General features: G+C 45.0%; 20 protein-coding genes. 13 read left to right on the top strand and 7 right to left on the bottom strand.

The genetic code is table 11. From position 1 onward, the window contains the following. Positions 1-73: 73 nt before the first annotated feature. On the bottom strand, positions 74-262 hold the full coding sequence (locus AC6CIF_RS14540) for a hypothetical protein (protein ID WP_017692261.1): 189 nt from the start codon (positions 260-262) through the stop codon (positions 74-76). Between the two features lie 289 nt (positions 263-551). Here AC6CIF_RS14540 and AC6CIF_RS14535 point away from each other — a divergent pair, with 289 nt between their 5' ends. Beyond that, positions 552-1,439, top strand: a complete 888-nt coding sequence (locus tag AC6CIF_RS14535; protein ID WP_498200178.1) for a cation diffusion facilitator family transporter — start codon at positions 552-554, stop codon at positions 1,437-1,439. 91 nt (positions 1,440-1,530) lie between these two features. On the opposite strand, the gene AC6CIF_RS14530 is transcribed toward AC6CIF_RS14535, so the two are convergent. Both AC6CIF_RS14530 and AC6CIF_RS14525 read right to left on the bottom strand, forming a co-directional pair. Next, on the bottom strand, positions 1,531-2,049 hold the full coding sequence (locus AC6CIF_RS14530; protein ID WP_124118117.1) for a hypothetical protein: 519 nt from the start codon (positions 2,047-2,049) through the stop codon (positions 1,531-1,533). Positions 2,050-2,421: 372 nt separating this feature from the next. Further along, positions 2,422-2,586: a DUF1328 domain-containing protein gene (locus AC6CIF_RS14525; protein ID WP_017692264.1), complete on the bottom strand. Its 165-nt coding sequence runs from the start codon at positions 2,584-2,586 to the stop codon at positions 2,422-2,424. A 219-nt stretch (positions 2,587-2,805) separates the two neighbouring features. Between AC6CIF_RS14525 and AC6CIF_RS14520 the strand changes: the two genes are divergently transcribed. From AC6CIF_RS14520 to AC6CIF_RS14470, 11 genes are all read left to right on the top strand, one after another. After that, positions 2,806-3,315 (top strand): DUF948 domain-containing protein, encoded by a 510-nt coding sequence (locus tag AC6CIF_RS14520; protein WP_076212664.1) that lies wholly within the window; start codon positions 2,806-2,808, stop codon positions 3,313-3,315. A 68-nt stretch (positions 3,316-3,383) separates the two neighbouring features. Continuing rightward, the gene (locus tag AC6CIF_RS14515; RefSeq protein WP_498200176.1) at positions 3,384-3,917 is read left to right on the top strand and encodes a hypothetical protein; all 534 of its coding nucleotides are present in this window, start codon (positions 3,384-3,386) and stop codon (positions 3,915-3,917) included. Between the two features lie 94 nt (positions 3,918-4,011). After that, positions 4,012-4,356: a YflT domain-containing protein gene (locus AC6CIF_RS14510; protein ID WP_498200175.1), complete on the top strand. Its 345-nt coding sequence runs from the start codon at positions 4,012-4,014 to the stop codon at positions 4,354-4,356. A gap of 533 nt (positions 4,357-4,889) precedes the next feature. After that, positions 4,890-6,059: a PP2C family protein-serine/threonine phosphatase gene (locus tag AC6CIF_RS14505; RefSeq protein ID WP_498200173.1), complete on the top strand. Its 1,170-nt coding sequence runs from the start codon at positions 4,890-4,892 to the stop codon at positions 6,057-6,059. After that, complete coding sequence (locus tag AC6CIF_RS14500) at positions 6,056-9,781, top strand: response regulator (RefSeq protein ID WP_498200172.1); 3,726 nt, start codon at positions 6,056-6,058, stop codon at positions 9,779-9,781. The genes AC6CIF_RS14505 and AC6CIF_RS14500 overlap by 4 nt, the downstream gene beginning before the upstream one ends. A gap of 87 nt (positions 9,782-9,868) precedes the next feature. Then, a complete protein-coding gene (locus AC6CIF_RS14495; RefSeq protein ID WP_074096446.1) occupies positions 9,869-10,741 on the top strand; it encodes a CheR family methyltransferase in 873 nt (290 codons plus the stop codon). Positions 10,742-10,757: 16 nt separating this feature from the next. Then, complete coding sequence (locus AC6CIF_RS14490) at positions 10,758-12,434, top strand: response regulator (RefSeq protein WP_076212656.1); 1,677 nt, start codon at positions 10,758-10,760, stop codon at positions 12,432-12,434. 86 nt (positions 12,435-12,520) lie between these two features. Continuing rightward, on the top strand, positions 12,521-12,859 hold the full coding sequence (locus tag AC6CIF_RS14485; RefSeq protein ID WP_036606989.1) for an STAS domain-containing protein: 339 nt from the start codon (positions 12,521-12,523) through the stop codon (positions 12,857-12,859). Positions 12,860-12,877: 18 nt separating this feature from the next. Then, positions 12,878-13,330 carry an anti-sigma B factor RsbW gene (gene rsbW / locus AC6CIF_RS14480; RefSeq protein WP_076212654.1) on the top strand — a complete coding sequence of 151 codons (453 nt, stop codon included), beginning with the start codon at positions 12,878-12,880 and terminating at the stop codon, positions 13,328-13,330. Continuing rightward, positions 13,327-14,100: a sigma-70 family RNA polymerase sigma factor gene (locus AC6CIF_RS14475; RefSeq protein WP_047841571.1), complete on the top strand. Its 774-nt coding sequence runs from the start codon at positions 13,327-13,329 to the stop codon at positions 14,098-14,100. The genes rsbW and AC6CIF_RS14475 overlap by 4 nt, the downstream gene beginning before the upstream one ends. A 136-nt stretch (positions 14,101-14,236) precedes the next feature. After that, positions 14,237-15,265, top strand: a complete 1,029-nt coding sequence (locus tag AC6CIF_RS14470; RefSeq protein WP_498200333.1) for a magnesium transporter CorA family protein — start codon at positions 14,237-14,239, stop codon at positions 15,263-15,265. 20 nt (positions 15,266-15,285) lie between these two features. Here AC6CIF_RS14470 and AC6CIF_RS14465 read toward each other — a convergent pair whose 3' ends face one another. The 4 genes from AC6CIF_RS14465 to AC6CIF_RS14450 form a co-directional block, all read right to left on the bottom strand. Beyond that, entirely contained in the window at positions 15,286-15,651 is a 366-nt protein-coding gene (locus tag AC6CIF_RS14465) for a DUF5665 domain-containing protein (protein WP_076212652.1), read from the bottom strand. An 84-nt stretch (positions 15,652-15,735) separates the two neighbouring features. Further along, complete coding sequence (locus AC6CIF_RS14460; RefSeq protein ID WP_074096444.1) at positions 15,736-16,143, bottom strand: YtxH domain-containing protein; 408 nt, start codon at positions 16,141-16,143, stop codon at positions 15,736-15,738. A gap of 64 nt (positions 16,144-16,207) precedes the next feature. After that, positions 16,208-16,465: a GlsB/YeaQ/YmgE family stress response membrane protein gene (locus AC6CIF_RS14455; protein WP_017692278.1), complete on the bottom strand. Its 258-nt coding sequence runs from the start codon at positions 16,463-16,465 to the stop codon at positions 16,208-16,210. 134 nt (positions 16,466-16,599) lie between these two features. After that, positions 16,600-17,301: a phosphatase PAP2 family protein gene (locus tag AC6CIF_RS14450; protein ID WP_498200170.1), complete on the bottom strand. Its 702-nt coding sequence runs from the start codon at positions 17,299-17,301 to the stop codon at positions 16,600-16,602. A 177-nt stretch (positions 17,302-17,478) separates the two neighbouring features. Here AC6CIF_RS14450 and AC6CIF_RS14445 point away from each other — a divergent pair, with 177 nt between their 5' ends. Continuing rightward, the gene (locus AC6CIF_RS14445) at positions 17,479-18,498 is read left to right on the top strand and encodes an asparaginase (RefSeq protein ID WP_498200169.1); all 1,020 of its coding nucleotides are present in this window, start codon (positions 17,479-17,481) and stop codon (positions 18,496-18,498) included. Positions 18,499-18,507: the final 9 nt, after the last annotated feature.

Genomic DNA, 18,507 nt, shown 5'->3' with positions numbered 1-18,507 from the left:
GAACCGCAAGCCTCTGTGAAGTAGGCTTGCGGTTCTTTTTGTAATTCAATGGGTTTCTCTGCGGCTTTAAGACCTAAGATCCACCAGTACGGCGACGTTGGTTGTTAGGCTTCTTGTTGTTTTGACTCTTCATCGCTTTAGGTCCGCCTTCAAAGTAGGCGCTGGATTGGTTACCGGAATTTGCTTGTTCTTTCTTTTGCGCCAGCTTTTGGCGTATAGCATCCTGCAAACTGACCTTTTTCGGTTCGTTATTTTCGCTCATCGTTATTTCCCTCCCGGTCTTACAGTGAGCCGTCCAGATTGGACGGGATGTACCTATTTTATACGTTTTACAAAAGCCCTACAAGGGCAACCTGATAAAATGCTCAAAACCTTTGGTTTTACCCAGGCCAACATTTTTTCTCATTAACTACAGCCCTGCCGTCTGGCAACTTTGTTTCGGCTTGCCTACAGCAATGCAGCCTGGCAACACTGTTTCTGTAGACCCACACGCTCCGCATTTGTTAACATGGAAAAACCGTAATACGAAACGTTAAAGGGGTGTCGCCCGTTTGAACGCTTATGAAGAAATTCGAAAAGGGGAGCGAGGAGCTTGGGTTAGTATCGCAGCCTATCTTGTCTTGTCCGCCTTTAAGCTGATCTGTGGATATTTATTTGCTTCCAGCGCCTTGCTGGCCGATGGTTTTAATAACCTTACGGATATTGTGGCATCCATTGCTGTATTGATCGGGCTCCGGATCTCCCAGAAACCACCTGATTCGGATCATGCCTATGGTCATTTCAGAGCGGAGACTGTTGCTGCCTTGGTGGCTTCATTTATTATGGCTATGGTTGGGCTGCAAGTATTGGTTGAAGCCGTTCGCTCCTGGTATGAAGGAGCCTTTGTTGCTCCAAATCTGTGGGCGGCAGCGGTGGCTGTAGTCTGTGCTGTGGTGATGTTAGGTGTATATCGTTACAATAACCGTCTGGCTAAACAAATTAATAGTCAGGCTCTGATGGCTGCGGCGAAAGATAATCGTTCGGATGCCTGGGTCAGCATAGGTGCTGCAGTTGGAATTATAGGTGCGCAGTTTGGACTTCCATGGCTGGATAAAGTAGCTGCCATTGCTGTAGGTCTGTTGATCTGCAAAACGGCTTGGGAGATTTTTCGGGATTCTACGCATCGTCTTACCGATGGATTTGACCAGAAGGAACTGACGGATCTCAGATCCTCCGTAGCACGCGTTCCCGGTGTTGAGATGATCAAGGATGTAAAGGCACGTGTGCATGGCAGTCATGTACTTGTGGATGTAGTCATTGAAGTGGACGGAGGCCTAAGCTTGATTGAAGGCCATCAGATCTGTGACCGTGTTGAAGAGCGGTTGAAGCGATCGCATAACATCATGCATGTACATGTTCATGTGGAACCAAAGACGGAAGATGCCACAAGCAACTCATGAACAGGGAGTGAACATCTTGGTAAATCAAAAGAGGACAGCTGCGATTGTGCGCGCTGTCCTCTTTACTTATCGTTAGAACGATTATACGATGTTATTGAATGGCAACGTGGATCCACGCTTTGCCTTTCCAAGTGTATACTTGCACCCACTCGCCGCCGTCGAATCCGTCAACCACTTCACCTGTTGTATCGATGACTTGGGAACCTAATGCACCGATTGGTTTACCGTTAGGTGCATCATAGAACCAAGTGCGCTCCAGAAGGTTCAGCAACATCGTTGGTGCCAGTACTTCATCGCCTGGTTTTACGAGTGGCTCTTCAAACATTTTGTCATCTGTAGTCGTAGCTGGCGTTTCAGTTGTAGTTGAAGTACCTTCTGCACCTGTAGTGTCTGTTGTTGTACCTGTTACAGTCTCAGCAGTACCTTCTACTGTTTCTACAGCAGGTTTGTTCACTTCAACAGCTGGAGTTGTTGTGGTCGTTGGCGTTGTTGTAGCCTCAGTTCCTGTTTCCGGAGTTACCGTTCCAGTAACCGCTTCCTCAGCACCTGCAGCGGCAGCCATCGAACCCATCAACGTTAAAGCAGCAGCAAAACTTACGATTTTTTTCATTTTGTTTTTCCTCCTCGGTAGGTATGTAAAATGTTGTCCTGATTACAAGTAACCAAGCAAGCACCCTTATGAATCACAAATTATAACAATATTTTCTTGCATTCTCCAGTGTCAACTGGCTCATATGTGGGTATATAGCAAGCCTGTAAATATCATACTCCGGTGGGATAAAACCGGGTTGGCTATCTCAAAAAGGTCCTGATTTTTTGTGATTCATACGAGAGCGGATTGGAATAAAGCAGAAGGGAGTGCAATACATAGTATAGAAAAGTTGAACTATGCCTGAACGCACAAAAGCCAATCGGCTTGGTAGCACGATCGGCTTTTGTATGTATTCGTTTAGTAAACACTCAGTCATATCAGAGCCTGAGGTTATCGCATTCGGCTGCGTCCCGTAATCAGGGAGATTACGAACAGTACAACAAAGATGAAGAAGAGTACTTTCGCGATTGAAGCAGCTGCTTCAACAATACCAAAGAATCCAAAAATACCTGCTACCAGTGCAATAATTAGAAATAATACAGACCATTTCAACATAAGTATTCATCCTTTCGTTACTTGATTGTGCAGTGAGTTGTGTTCACCTCACCGCCTTGTGTAGTCTAACTTTAACCGAGTGCTAACCGCTTGAAACATTGGTTTTTTTTCCAAGCGAAGGCATATATGAAGGGATATATAATATTGTTTCGTCCGGGAAATCGCCGGGTAACTATAGCAATAACAAACTGATGCACATATGGAAAGAGAGGTTCTTCTATGATCTATCAAATTAGCGTGGCCCTGATTGCAGTGGCATTTGCAGTACTGGTGTTCTTTTTAATTCGTACCTTGAAATCCGCTCAGGGTTCTCTGGACAATGTCTCACAGACATTGCAGGAGGTACAGAAAACCATTGATGAACTTAGTTATGAAGTGAAGCAGACGGTAAGACATGCCAATGATATTACGGTGGATGTACAGCACAAAATGAAAAAAATTGATCCTGTTATGGAATCTGTTGAGAATCTGGGTGAAGTATTGAATGAAGTGACGGCAGCAGCCAAACAAGTCTCCACAACACTGATGGCGAAATTTCAGACCAAACGTAACAACGCTGAACAGACCAAGCATGCTGAATCGGTTCATGTAACTGCACCGCCTGCTACATCAACGGATCGTACCCTGCAATCCTATGAAGCTACATATAATGGTGAAGCTAAGGGCGGGAAAAACTGGATGAAGTATATTGATCTTGCAGCGAATGTATGGCAACGGATGCGTAAGTAACATGACCGCTTTGTAACCCATGAAGAAGCCTTCAGAGCGGTGATGAACCTGATGAAAGGGTGAGAATCATGATGAAACTACTGCTTGTGATGTTTAGCGTAATTCCTCCCTTTTCCGTTCAACCGGCAGCGGTACCCGCTGCTCACGATATGCAGTGGACGGCAATGGAAGAGAAGGCGTCAGAGGTAACTCTGGCTGTTGATCGATCCGAGACTTTCCAGCATTTTCGGACTCTGAATGGCATTTCTCTGGATGACACCATGGATGATTTGTTGGCCAAGAAGGGCCAGCCGGGGCATAAACAGGAAGATCCTTATCTGGGGTGTCCTGAATATCACTTTCATGATGTGAAGGTTGGTTTGTGTGAAGATACGGATGTTATTCAATATGTGCATATCGATGCATCTGAGAATCACATCATGTTAAACGGAAATAGAATTGAGATGAGTATTGAAGCGATCCATCATGCTCTTGGGAAACCTTATTATGTGGCAGAGGACGGAGAAGTGTTTCTCCGTGGAGACCAGGCTCTGAAGGTATATATGAAGCAAGGATCTCAGCAGATTGAAGGCATTGATCTTTTTGATGATACAGTTTCCTAGGATTGGTAATTACCAAATCGTTTCAACCCCATATAGTATGGTTATATACTAAGTAGCGCGATACAGAAGATTAAATCAGAGGAGAGTGGAAACGATGAATTCAACCAATGAGCAAGCTTATGCAAAAGTGGTAGAAAACGGAGTCCAGGCGGTAGAAGCGGTGAAAGAATTGCAGATTACCGGATACCTTCCTGATCAAATCTTTGTTCTCGCCCATGAGAAGGATCGTACAGATCGAATTGCCGATACAGCAGATGCCAAAGAAATTGGCATGAAGGAAGAAGGCGTATTTGATTCCTTGGCGAATCTGTTCCGCTCACGTGGTGATGAACTCCGGGCCAAAATTGTTTCGATGAGCTTTACCGAAGCGGAAGCGGACTTCTACGAGAGTGAACTCGACAAAGGTAAAGTACTCGTTATTGCTAAAAAGAAAGATTAACCAAATATACTTGCAAGTTGAAGTTTGCTGAACATGGACAAGCTTCTGAATCATTTATGTAAAATGCTTAATCAAAAACATAGATAAGGAATGGGGAAAGCCCCATTCCTTATCTATGTTTTTGCAAGTTTGGAAGCGGGATCAGGACGCTGCAAAAACAGGGTAACGAGCGGGGGATTTCCCCTGCGATGGTGCCATTTTCTGATAAAGGATGTTCATAAAGTCCGCTTTTGATTACGAAGGATGCCTATCGGCATCATCAGCATCGAATATGGAATTCAGCCGAAATGTCCGTTGCTCACGTAGTTTTCCCTACGCTCCGCTACTCCATCTCTAGCTTTATCCCATCTTCTCGGTACTGAAAACCGGTCTTTTTGAACACGTATTGATAGAGTTTTGTTGTTTTTACGATTATAGTTATACTAGGAATTATTATGTCTACTGCCGTTTTGTATGCAAAATTTGTATAATCAACGTTCGTTTTAACTTAATAAGAATCGACAAACCCGGACGCCACAGATAAGGAGATATCAATGAGAATACTTATTGTTGACGACAATCCGACGAATGTCATTATCATTCGAGAAATTCTGAAAAAAGAAAACTATCGTGACATTGTAACGGCGAGTTCCGCCATGGAAATGTTTGAAGTGTTGGGAATTGGAGAGGAAAGCAACGAACTTCGTCCAAGACCGTCGGATATTGACCTGATTTTGCTAGATATGATGATGCCCGAGATGGACGGCATCGAAGCCTGCAGTATTGTGCAGAAATTTGAAAATCTGAAGGATATACCGATTATTATGGTGACTGCGATCGGGGACTCCAAGAAACTTGCCGAAGCATTGGATGCAGGTGCATCAGACTATGTGACCAAACCGATTAATAAAGTCGAACTGATGGCCAGAATTCGACTCGCACTTCGATTGAAACAGGAGAAGGATTGGCATAAAGAGCGTGATCAACGTATTCAGGATGAGCTCAAGTTGGCAGCGATGGTCCAAAATGCTGTATTAAGTCCGGCAATTAGAGACCCGTTGTTCCAAGTGCATGCCATCTATAAACCATCCTTTGAGCTTGCGGGTGATCTGTATTCTTGGTACCCCCTTGGGGAAGGCCGTTACGGAGTACTGTTGCTCGACATGATGGGACACGGGATATCTTCATCCCTGTTTACTATGTTTATCGCTTCTGTGTTGAAAGATACGGTTACCACTTATGTGGATCCAGAAAAGGTCATTCAGGAGTTGAACCGTCGTTTTAACCAGCTCCATCTGGAGAAACAATTGGTGCAGTATTATTTCACGGCAATTTATCTGGTCGTTGATACACGGATGAAGCGCATTGATTATGTTAACGCAGGGCATCCACCTGCTTTATTTTTCCGAAACGACGGCAGTGTGACCACATTTGACAGCGTCTGCTGTCCTGTTGGTTTATTTGACAAGATGGATATTGAACCACAAACGATCCATTACGAGGGTGACGGGCATATTGCAATCTATACGGATGGCTTGTTGGAAGCTGTTCAGGGCGGGCAGGAGGAGCAACATGAATTCCTGATCGAAAAACTGACCGGCTCACATCAGTGGAATGAAGCTGCTATGCAGGCACTATTTTTCGACGACGAAATCCCCCAGGAGCGGGATGATGATAAATGTCTGGTCTGGATTACTTTGGATAAAGGGGCGGGGGATGAATGAAGATCAGGAATAAACTGCTGATTGGTTTTACCGCTCTGATGGCTATTTTGATCGTGCTTACGTTTGTGAGTTATGAACGGCTAAACAGCAGTAATCAACAGATTGATCAGATGTATCAGGAACGTTATCTCAAAGTAAGGTTCACTTCTGCTGCACGTGGAGAGGTCAATGATATTGCCAAAGTGCTGGCTAACTTGTTATTAAATCCGAACAATTCGACCAGTGCTGCTGAAGGTGACCTGAAGGAGATGAAGGATCGGGGGGATGGTTACCTCGCAGAAGTAAGAAACCGAGCGGACAGTGCACCTGAACATCAACTGGTGGATCGTGTGAATACTGCGTGGACCGCTTATACATCTTATGCAACGAGACAGATCAACCTGATGTCCCAAAACCGGGTAGAAGATGCGAATAACTACCGCAATTCAACAGGACTCGTGGTGCAAAAAGAAGCTGTGGATAGTTTGAATGCTCTTTCCCGTTATCAGGACCAAGAGATTGATGCCGAGATCAAGAACGCTAACGCAGCGTATACGAGAGCCGTACAGATCACGATAAGTATCATGATTGCGGGGTTGTTGCTTGCATTGGGTGTCATTATGTGGGTGCTGCCGAGTATTACACGGGGGCTGAACACTGTATCTATGATGATTACCAGTTTTGGTAAAGGCCGTTACCGAACCATTCGGCGCATTCAGGTCAAATCAACGGATGAGATTGGTCAGATTGCTAGTGTGTTCCAAGATGTATCCAGTGACCTGGAAGAAAAACTGGAGATCGAGAGGGCTTATGTACAGGCTCAGCAGGATCAAAACTGGATGAGTTCGAACATCGCAAGAGTCCCGGAGCTGCTTCGGGGGATTGGATCCATTCGCCAAATCTCACAGATGTTTATCAGTGAGTTCACACCTGTGCTTGGTGCTCAGTTGGGTGTCGTCTATCTGATCGATGAGGAGAAACATCCCGACGAACTGAGACGCTACGGTGCATACGCATTTGAAGAGAACGAAGATGTTGGTAAGGAAATGTATCGCATCGGTGAAGGGCTGATTGGTCAAGCCGCGCTGGATATGACACCGATTATTCTGGAAAATACGCCTGAAGATTACGTGCATATTGGTTCAGCTTCTGGCTCAACACGTGCTGCGGGTATCATGATCTATCCTGTCGTGTTTGAAGATGAACTAATTGGTGTAGTTGAAGTGGCTTCTTTTGAAGGTTTCAATGAACTGCACAAGCAGTTATTCACACAACTGATTATGAACCTGGGCGTAATTTTGAACAACGTTCGACGTCGTTTGCGTGTGGAGGAGCTGCTGCGTGAATCCCAGGCACTGACTGAGGAACTGCAGGTTCAATCGGAAGAATTGCAGACACAGCAAGAAGAACTTCGTCGTTCCAATGAGAATCTGGAGGAGCAGACAGAGGCGCTTAAACGTTCCGAGGAATTGCTGCAGCGTCAGCAGGAAGAATTGGAGCATTTCAATACGGAGCTCATTGCCAAGACGCGGGCGCTTGAAGAGCAGGTGCGTGAAGTTGAAGAGAAAAATGACGAAATTGAGAAAACGAAGACACAGTTGGAACAGCAAGCTACACAGCTGTCGATGACAAGCAAGTACAAGTCCGAATTTTTAGCGAATATGTCACATGAACTCCGTACACCATTGAACAGTCTGCTCATTTTGTCCCAGTTATTGTCGGAGAACAAGGGTGGAAATCTGACTGACAAACAGCAGGAATATGCGCAAACCATCTACATGTCGGGCGCGGATCTGCTGAAGATGATTGATGAGATTCTGGATCTGTCTAAGGTGGACGCAGGTAAGATGGATATCAATTATGAGACAGTTCGAATGGAAGAGCTGACCAGCTTTGTTCAGCAAAACTTTGGACCGATGGCGAATAAAAAGGAACTGAACTTGAATATCGAGTTCGACAGCGATCTGCCGGAATGGGTATACACCGACAGTCATCGGGTCAAACAGATTTTACGGAATTTGTTGTCGAACGCATTTAAGTTTACCAATCGAGGTTCGGTTAGTCTGATTGGACGACGGATGAAACCGGAAGAGCTGCCGGGTTATATGAACACCAATCAGGAATATCTCGGATTTAGTGTGAAAGATACGGGCATTGGCATTCCATCGGACAAGACGGATCTGATCTTTGAAGCGTTCCAGCAAGTAGACGGGACCACAAGTCGGAAATACGGTGGAACTGGCCTGGGATTGTCCATTAGCAGAGAACTGGCACGTTTGCTTGGTGGCGCAATCCAGGTGGAATCATCCGAAGGGGAAGGTAGCTGCTTTACCTTGTACCTGCCGGATAATCATGAAGAGGAAGCCTTGGCAGAGGAAGGTGCTTCAAGAGAAGCGGCTGTTTCCTCAGAGGATCTTTATGAACAGTCCATCGAAGCACGGACCATGTTTTCAAGTCATCAGTCCATTCTCTCTCCTGATCCGGAGCGTAGCGTGGGTACAGATCTGTCTCCTACCCATACTCCAGATGTCACGCAGATCGAAGATGATCGGGAGAATATCATGGAGAGTGACAAAATCCTCCTCATCATTGAGGATGATGTGAACTTTGCACATATTTTAATGGATATGGCGAGAGGAAGAGGCTTCAAAGCACTTGTTGCCCTTCAAGGTGATAAAGGACTAGAAATGGCACGTCAGTATCTGCCGGATGCCATTATCCTGGATATTCAATTGCCGGTGATGGATGGTTGGACCATTCTGGGCGAGCTGAAGAGCAGTTCGGCAACACGCCACATTCCGGTTCATGTGATTTCAGTCATTGATGATATGAAGCAAGGTCTGATGATGGGCGCCATTGCGTATCTGAAAAAACCTTCGAGCAAGGATTCACTGGATAAAGCATTCTCGCATATCAAATCATATACCGAGAATCAATTGAAACGACTGTTGATCGTCGAAGATGATGAAACTCAGCGTAAAGCCATTATTGAATTGATTGGTCATGATGATGTTGCAATCACTGCTGTATCGACAGGTAGTGAGGCTTTGAATGAATTACACAGCCAGCGTTATGACTGCATGGTACTGGATCTGATGTTAACGGATATGACCGGGTTTGAGTTGCTCGACCAGATTCGCGATGATGAATATCTGAACGATCTGCCGATTATAATTTATACAGGCAAAGAACTGGATTCCAAGGAAGAAATGAAGCTGCGCAAATATGCGGAATCCATCATTATCAAAGATGTGAAGTCACCGGAACGTTTATTGGATGAGACCACTTTGTTCCTGCATCGGGTAGAAGCCAATTTGCCGGAAGACAAGCGTCGAATCTTACAGAAACTACACAACAAAGAAACGTTGTTTGAAGGCAAGAAAATATTGCTTGTAGATGACGATATTCGTAATGTATTTGCCCTTTCAAGTGTCCTTGAAGGCTATCGGATGGATGTAACGTTTGCAGAGAACGGCCGAGAGGCTTTGGAGATTTTGGACAAAAATCCGGAGTTTGATCTGGTACTGATGGATATGATGATGCCAGAGATGGACGGTTATGAAGCGATGACACGAATCAGACAGATCCCGCAGTTTGAAAAGTTGCCGATTATTGCGCTTACGGCCAAAGCCATGAAAGAGGATCGTGGCAAATGTATTGAGGCCGGAGCATCTGATTATGTGAAAAAACCGATCCAGACAGATCAATTGTTATCCTTAATGCGCGTATGGCTGTATTCGTAAGTTCATTATTCGTATGTTCATTGTTTGGGTAATGAAAGACAATACGACGAATAACGCAAGTAACAAATGAAGAAGTGGAGAGAACTTATGACACCGTGGGAACCTACCGAGACGGGGGCAGATTTGGTCCGTATGCCGCAAGATGAAGAGCGCGAGCTGATCGAGATTGAGTTGCTGTTGGAAGGCATGCATCGTTTATATGGATATGATTTTAGAAACTATGCACTGCCATCCCTGAAACGAAGAATCTGGCATCATGCACATGCTGAAGGTGTTAAGAGCATATCCGGCTTACAGGAACGTGTTCTTCATGATCGTTCCGCGTTTGACCGTTTTGTACAGAACTTATCCATCCCTGTAACGGAAATGTTTCGAGATCCTTCGCTTTTCCGAATGTTTCGGGAACAGATTATTCCTATCCTGAGAACCTACCCGTATATCCGAATATGGCATGCGGGATGCTCTACGGGAGAGGAAGTTTATTCCATGGCCATCATGTTGCATGAGGAAGGACTGTATGACAAGGCGAGAATCTACGCAACGGATATGAATGATCGCTCTTTGCAACAGGCCAAAGAAGGCGTATACGGTATTGAGAAAATGAAACTATTTACTACAAATTATTTGGAGGCAGGGGGTACCAGAGCCTTCTCCGAGTACTATACAGCGAAATACAATTCGGTGATATTTCATCCTTTTCTACGGAAGAACATCATTTTCGCCGAGCACAACCTGGCAACAGACCGGTCATTTAACGAGTTTAATGTTATCTTTTGCCGTAATGTCATGATTTATTTTAATGATGAACTGCGGAACCATGTGCATGGGCTGTTTCACGAGAGCTTGAGCCACTTTGGTATTCTGGTTCTGGGGTCGAAAGAATCGATACATTTTACAGAGTTCAGTGATACCTATGAGCCGTTAGACCGGACCGAAAAAATATACCGGAAGATCAAATAGGGGGTTAGGGTTAGCCATGGGGCTCAATGAACCAATCCACATATTATTGGTAGATGACCGCCCTGAGAACTTGCTTGCTCTTGAAGCAGTTCTGGAATCGGAACAATATAAACTCGTTAAGGCAACTTCCGGAGAAGAGGCACTCCGCTGTCTGCTAAAAGACGAATTTGCGGTTATCGTTCTCGATGTGCAGATGCCTGGAATGGACGGAATTGAGACAGCGAAGTTAATTAAGGCACGGGACAAGTCCAAGGATGTGCCGATTATATTCATCTCTGCCAATAGCAGAGAAGCGGAGCACTTGTTTGCCGGATATTCAGCCGGGGCCATTGATTACATGGTTAAACCATTTATTCCTCAGATTTTGAAATCCAAAATCGAGGGCTTTGTGGAGATGTTTATCACCAATAAACGTTTGAAGACACAGACCATGCTTCTTCACCAGAAGACACAGGAACTGGAGAAGATGAACCAACAACTCATTCAGGCCAAGGAAGAAGCAGAAATTGCAGCCAATGCAAAGACCGAGTTCCTGGCAATGATGAGTCATGAGATTCGTACACCGATGAATGGAGTTATCGGCATGGTTGATCTGCTGATGGAAACGGAACTGAGGGAAGATCAGAAGGAATATGCAGATATCGTTCGTCGCAGCGCGGATGCACTTGTCACGGTCATCAACGACATTCTTGATTTTACCAAGATGGAATCAGGCAAAATGGAACTTGAAGAGCATCCTTTTGAAATTGTCTCCTGTATTCGGGAAGTGCTGGGATTGTTTGCTGCAGAAGCAGGCAAAAAGAACCTGGAACTGGATTATTTCCTGGAAGATTCTGTCCCTGAATTAATCTATGGAGATATGGCAAGGCTCCGTCAGGTTCTCTTGAACCTTATTGCAAATGCGATCAAATTTACCGATCAGGGTGGAGTGTATCTGATCGTGTCGGTTAAGGAAGAAAAGGATGGGCAAATGGCATTGGAGTTTGCCGTTAAAGACACCGGGATAGGTATCGCTTCAGACAAAGTGGATCGCCTGTTCCAGCCGTTTTCCCAGCTGGATACATCCATGACACGTAAATACGGTGGAACTGGCTTAGGACTGGCAATATGCAAGACTCTGGTTGAAATGATGGGTGGACAGATCTACCTGGATACAACAGAGCAACGGGGAGCAACGTTTGTATTCACAATTCAGGCGAAACGTTATGTAGAAACTGAACTGGTCCAGAGGAACGGGGAAGAGAAGGCAACGGATGTTAAAAATGAGAATAAATATCCTACGGTATTAATCGTGGATGATCATCCTATTAACCAGAAGTTGATGGCGATTATGCTCGGTAAGCTTGGGTTGCTCTCAGACATTGCTGAAGATGGGCAGAGCGCACTTGATATGGTAAACGGCAGCCGTTATCCCTATGACTATGTGTTTATGGATCTGCAGATGCCTGTTATGGACGGTTTGGAATGTACACGACGGATTCGAGAGAGCCTGTCCCAATCCAATCAGCCAATCATTATAGCGATGACTGCTAACGTGATGGAAGGTATTCAGCAACGCTGTATTGCTGCCGGCATGGATGATTATATTAGTAAACCGGTGAAAATGGGCAATGTAAAACAAAAAATAGCCCAGTTTCAGAAACAACGACAAATGTTAGACCCAGCTCCCTCAGCCATGAATCAGGCCAATTGAAACATTTGCCAAACTCCTTTCTGTTTCACTTGTGCTGAAGTTGGGTTATTAGGTAAGGAAACCATTGATCAGGAGAGAGATGTCTAATGAATACAAATAAAAATGAAAAATTCAATGCAAGAACTGAAACTCAGGACGGCGTGTGCACGGTGTATCTGACTGGCGAACTGGATTTGTCGGTTGCTCCTGACTTCCGCTTGGTGATGGAGCCGCTCGTGGATAACAAGGAACAGGATCTTGTGATTAACATGAAAGAATTGAAGTATATCGATAGTACAGGGATTGGTATCCTGTTATCTGTTCTGAAGGCAAGACATGGAATGGAAGCTCGCTTTGAAGTACAGGAAGTTCCTGCGCAGATCCAGAAACTTTTTGACATGACGGGCATCGCCAAATTCTTTGTCACACAGAAGAATTCCCAATAGGAAAGGATCGAAAAAGGAATGAATGCAGAAGTTCAAAGAGTCACCCTTAATTTACCGGCGACAGCTGATTACGTTGATATTGTAAGACTTAATCTTTATGGAGTAGCATCCAAAATGGGATTTTCTTATGAAGACATTGAGGATATGAAAGTTGCTGTATCCGAGGCCTGTAACAACTCTGTACTGTATGCCTACTCACACGAAGGTGGCATGGTTGAAGTTGTATTCGAAGTGGAAGGCGAAACATTGTCCATTACTGTCAAGGACGAAGGTGCCAGCTTCGAGAACATGAATCCTGCTGTGTCACGTGCTGGTCTTCACGACAAAGAACTGACAGAAGCACAGATTGGCGGACTTGGGTTCTACCTGATGCAAGCCTTGATGGACGATGTCAGTGTGGAAAGTGAGACGGGCAAAGGTACGAAAGTAGTACTCGTAAAACGTCTTGCAAGAAGTGAGGAGAAAGTATGAATGAAAAAGTGACTCCCCCAGAGTCCATGTCTGAAGCTATAGGTTTGATCTGGGAATACCAGCAGACCCAAGATAATGAAATTGCAACAGTTCTCATCCGTAAATATGAACCAATGGTTAAGATGGCAGCAGGTAAAATCGCTCGGAATCGCCCCGATCTATACGAAGATTTGTATCAGACCGGGCAGATGGCCTTGATTCGATTGCTTAAGCAATACGATATCAACCTAGGTATTCCGTTTGAACCTTATGCCATGAAGAGTATGATCGGTCATATGAAGAACTACTTGCGTGACAAATCCTGGTATATTCAGGTGCCCCGGAGGATTAAAGAAAAGGGAGCCCTTGTGCAACATGCCATTGATGAGTTAACCGTCAAGTTGGAGCGCTCACCCGGTGTGAACGAAATTGCTGAATACCTTGATTTGACTGCAGAAGAGACGATTGAAGTTCTGGCTGGTCGGGAATGTTACCATTATGTATCACTGGATTCTCCTTTATCTCAGGATGACAGTGCAGCAACATTGGGAGAACTGATCAGTGCAGACGTTAATGACTATGATTCGGTCGAAAAACGGATGGACTTGCAACAGGCATTGGGACAATTGAAGGAACAAGAGCAGCAGGTACTTATTCTAGCATTCCAGGATGGCCAATCTCAGCGTGCAATTGCACAGAAGCTTGGTGTTTCACAGATGAGTGTATCTCGGATTCAGAAGCGAGCTACAGAGAAATTGAAACAGATCATGTCTAATGCTTCAATGTTATGAAAAATGGAACCCTAATGTTGTTGAGTACGGCATAAAGAAGGACACGTCATTGCGCTGAAATGCATACGTGTCCTTTTTGGGATCAAAAAAGACGGATATGTAATGAACGAACATAAGTGCAGGAGTGGATAAAGTGATTGTGAACCAAATCAAGTTGGAAGCTCGCCGTGACAATTTATCTTGCTCGGACCATTGGCAATGGTGGGATTGGGTTGCACCTGACACCGATAGCATGAACGATGCTTTGGAGGAGCTGACAGAGGCATTTCCGGATATGCAGTATTGGCTTCATAAAATTCCGGAAGTCGAATCGAATTATTTGTCCGTCCGTTTTGTGAATGGTACAGAACCAGTTATATTTGGTTCTTTGTTGTATGCGGTCAAGAATGAGAGAGATGACCAACGTCAAGATAATCAGATGTTTTTTTATGTCGAACGCAATAACCTGGTTACCTTGAATATGGATGACAATACACGATGTATTATGAAGACGGATGAACGTGCCCATATGTTACAGCAATGTAGTGAGGCCCGGGACGGGATGTTTGTACTTTTTCGAGCTATACTGCATTACTACCATGTGGGAATGGATCATTTTGAGATGAACCTACGTGATCTGGAACGCAAGATGGAATCTCGCAATGCTCGTACCTTGATGGACCAGATTCTCGCCGCTCGATTTGAATTATTGTATTGGAGTAATCTGTTCATCCCTTACTCGGAACTGATGGCCGCTTCACATGAGGCTTACCTTGATGAAATAAATGAAAATCGATACTTCCAACAGCTCCAACATCGAGTAGAGCGAATGGAACGATTGTTTAGTCATTACGAGAAAGAAATCGATACATTAATCTCCATTGATAATGCGATCTCCGGTGTACGTGGCAATGAGATCATGAAGACGCTGACCATTGTTACTGCAGTGTTCATACCTGCCACGGCAGCTGGCGCGATATGGGGGATGAACTTTGAGAACCTGCCCTTTATCGACAAATCATGGGGAGTTGTACTGGTCCTTGTTGTCATTATCTTAAGCATGATCAGCATGTATGTATGGCTGATGATGAAAGGCTGGACAGGAGATCTGCTCAAAGTGAAATCCTCACAGCCTTCAGCTGAAGAGACAGAGAAAAAAGGAGCAACGGAAAAACGTAAGGGATAGCCTACTGTTGGTTAGTCCTCTTAGTTTTTGTAATCTTCAATATAACCAAGCAAGTCAGCGATATATTGGCCCACAATTGGCATATTCACGAATTGGCTGAGAATGAATGCCAGCAAACCGAGAACAACAAAGGTACCCACAGTCAGACCGAGACCTCGTGCCATGCCCGCTGTGAAATTAGTAATAATCCGCTTTTTGGGACTGCTATAATTCTCAATAATATCTTTGATCTGTGCTCTCTCCAGACTGTCCGCAATCTGGTCCAGACGGGTGTTCAATCGCTTTACCTCATGACGTAATTCAAAAGGATGCTCGCTTGTATCATACTGCTGTTCCGGTGTTCCTCCCGTAATTGGAGTATTACCATTGATTGTAACTTTACTCATATTATTCGTCCTCCTCAACTCGCATTGGATAAAAAATAGCCAGCTGAAGTGCAGCTGGCTATTGGTCTCTCGATCTGTATCGTCTTACAGGCTGGTCGAGTTAAGTTCTTTACGTGCATCTTCCTTCGCTTCTACAGAAGCGGCAGCCACTTCTTCAGATGCACGGGATGCCTCGTTAGCCACATCAGCGGATGCTTTTCTCACAGATTCCATTACATCATTGCGGCCTTGGTTTACTGTTTTTGCAATGTCGGAAGTTTTGGATGAGACTGTTTTAGCCAGTTCAGATGCTCTATCACCTACAACGGTTGCAACTTCTTTAGTGCGGTCAGTAACCATGCCTACTTTCTCGGAAAGGTCACCACGCAACTCACGTCCCGGTTTAGGCGCAAAGAGTAGTGCCGCGGCAGCTCCCAGCAAACCTCCGATGAAAATTCCTTTGGCGAAAGTCGAACCCGTCTGTACAGGATATTGCTCTTCTGCTTTATTCATGTCTAATCACTCCTTCTTCAAATTAAGAAACAAATACGAAACAACGAACACCTTGTTGCCCGAATCAGGCAGCCTGTCTTAGCAGTCTGGACACAAGCCCCAGCAAGAAAACAAAGAGCGCTGTACCAATGATGGCAGGGATGATGGCAAAGTTACCGATAACTGGTCCCCAGTTACCAAGCAAAAGTGCTCCTAGCCAGGCTCCGGCAAATCCGGCAATCATTGCACCGATTATGCCTCCAGGCATGTTGTGACCGGCAAGTGCATCTCCGATCAAACCGATGATGACAGCCATCACAATGCTGATAATGATGCCCCACATAACAACCGCCTCCTTTAAACTTGATGTAGGATGTTGTCTGTTCGCGTTTGCTTACTTCGTATATAAACCCCGTGCAACCCTATGAAACAATAAAGATGAGGAAGAATGAACTGGAAATCAGATGAATTCATTTTTTAGCGGCTTTGTTTAATCCCCTTAACCATACAGAAGATCCATGCCAATCCAGCAGTAAATCCAGTAAATACATCCGTAGGATAATGAACGCCCAACATGATTCGACTGAGGCCAATCAAGAAAATAAAACTGATACCACATAGAACAGGAAGCCACACACCGAAAGAGTTATGTCGCTGTCGTTCAATGGCCCAGATTACAAAGAGCATACCGTAGAAGCCCATGGAGATCATGGCATGTCCGCTGGGAAAGCTGTACCCGTGAACGACCAACAGATGATCCAGTTCAGGTCTGCTTCGTCTGAAAAATTCCTTCAATAATGTGTTCAGAATCCACATCATGGCAAAACTGCCTGTGAGCGCATATCCATATATAATAAACCTTGGACTGCGTTGTATGAAGAAAAGAAGAGCAAAACCTGTTGCAGCCACAGCAGAGATTTTGAATGAACCCAGTGCAGTTATGAATGCAGTGTAAGGGAATAGATGAAGACGTGAATCTGAATTCAGATAAAATAATTGCTGAATTTGATCATCCAGACGAATAATAACATCAGCCCCCAACCAGGCACCCAGACCTGCCAGGATGAATACAACCGATGCGCTGAGGGCCAGACCAGCCAAACCCCAGTTGAGGAGTGGACGTAACAACGTGCCGGGAGTTGAACTGAATGAGGCTGGTGAATACGTTTTGCGCGGCATAATGAGTTTCTCCTTCAGTTATTGTAGTAGATGAACATAGATGATAAAGCTATACCCGAAATGCCTGTCGAAAAAACTGTAAAAACGTCGCTTTTGTACTATACTATTTAAGATATCCCATGCGGCGTCGTGACGCAAAGCAGAGATGAAATCGGGAGCACAAAGGAGAGAACTCGCATGGAGAGTGCCTTGTTAATTAAAGAATACCGTGCAGGCGTTATGGAATGCGCCCATTACGGACACATAAGTATTACGGATGAGTATGGCCGAATCGTATACTCGGCTGGTGACCCTCATTTTAGAGCGTTCACTCGCTCATCTGCCAAACCTTTTCAAGCCATTCCAGGTATTCGGGCAGGAATTGCCAGTCACTATGGCCTATCAGCACAGGAGATTGCCATTATGTCCTCTTCGCATCGTTCGGAACCGGAACACATTCGGGTGCTGGAGCAGTTATCCAGTAAAATCGGATTGGGAGAAGAATGCCTGATCTGTGCACCAAGCTATCCGCTTAATGAAGAAAGCCGTAATCAATGGTTACGTGGTCAAGGGGAGAAACGGCGCATCTTGCACAATTGCTCCGGAAAACATCTGGGAATTCTGGGGTACAGTCAGATGAAGCAGGTTGATCTGGGCAGTTACGCTGAACCGGATCATCCGGTACAACGTGAAATTCTTGAAACTTTTGCCGACCTGGCAGGTATTGAAGAAAAAGAGATTGAGCTTGGGACGGATGGCTGCGGCTTTCCGGTATTTTCTTTGCCGTTGTCGGCATTGTCGAACGCTTATCTGAAGCTCGCTTGTCCGGATCTTATCGCTGATCCTTCCACAAGAACAGCTGTAGAGACCATAACATCAGCTATGAATGAACATCCGTTGATGGTAGGTGGCACGGAGCGTGTAGATTCAGTGCTGCTGGAAGACGATAACATTGTAGCGAAGGGTGGATTCAAGGGGGTATTCGGATTTGGCCTGAAAAAAGAAAGACTGGGAATCACCTTCAAGGTGCTTGATGGTTCCGAGGAAGAGTGGGCCTTCATTACCCAATCCATCCTGAGACAGATTGGTTATTCCAATGAGAGAACCATTGCCCGATTGGCTGAAGTGTTCCCTTCGGACATCCGAAATGATGCGGGTACCCTTGTAGGTCATGCAGATAGTGAGTTTATTCTCCACTCACTTGAAGATAGCGTATAACCTTAAGAA

This window comes from Paenibacillus sp. GQ49, from assembly GCF_059759055.1.
Note: the sequence above shows the minus strand (reverse complement) of the source record. Positions and strands in the feature narration are given on the sequence as shown.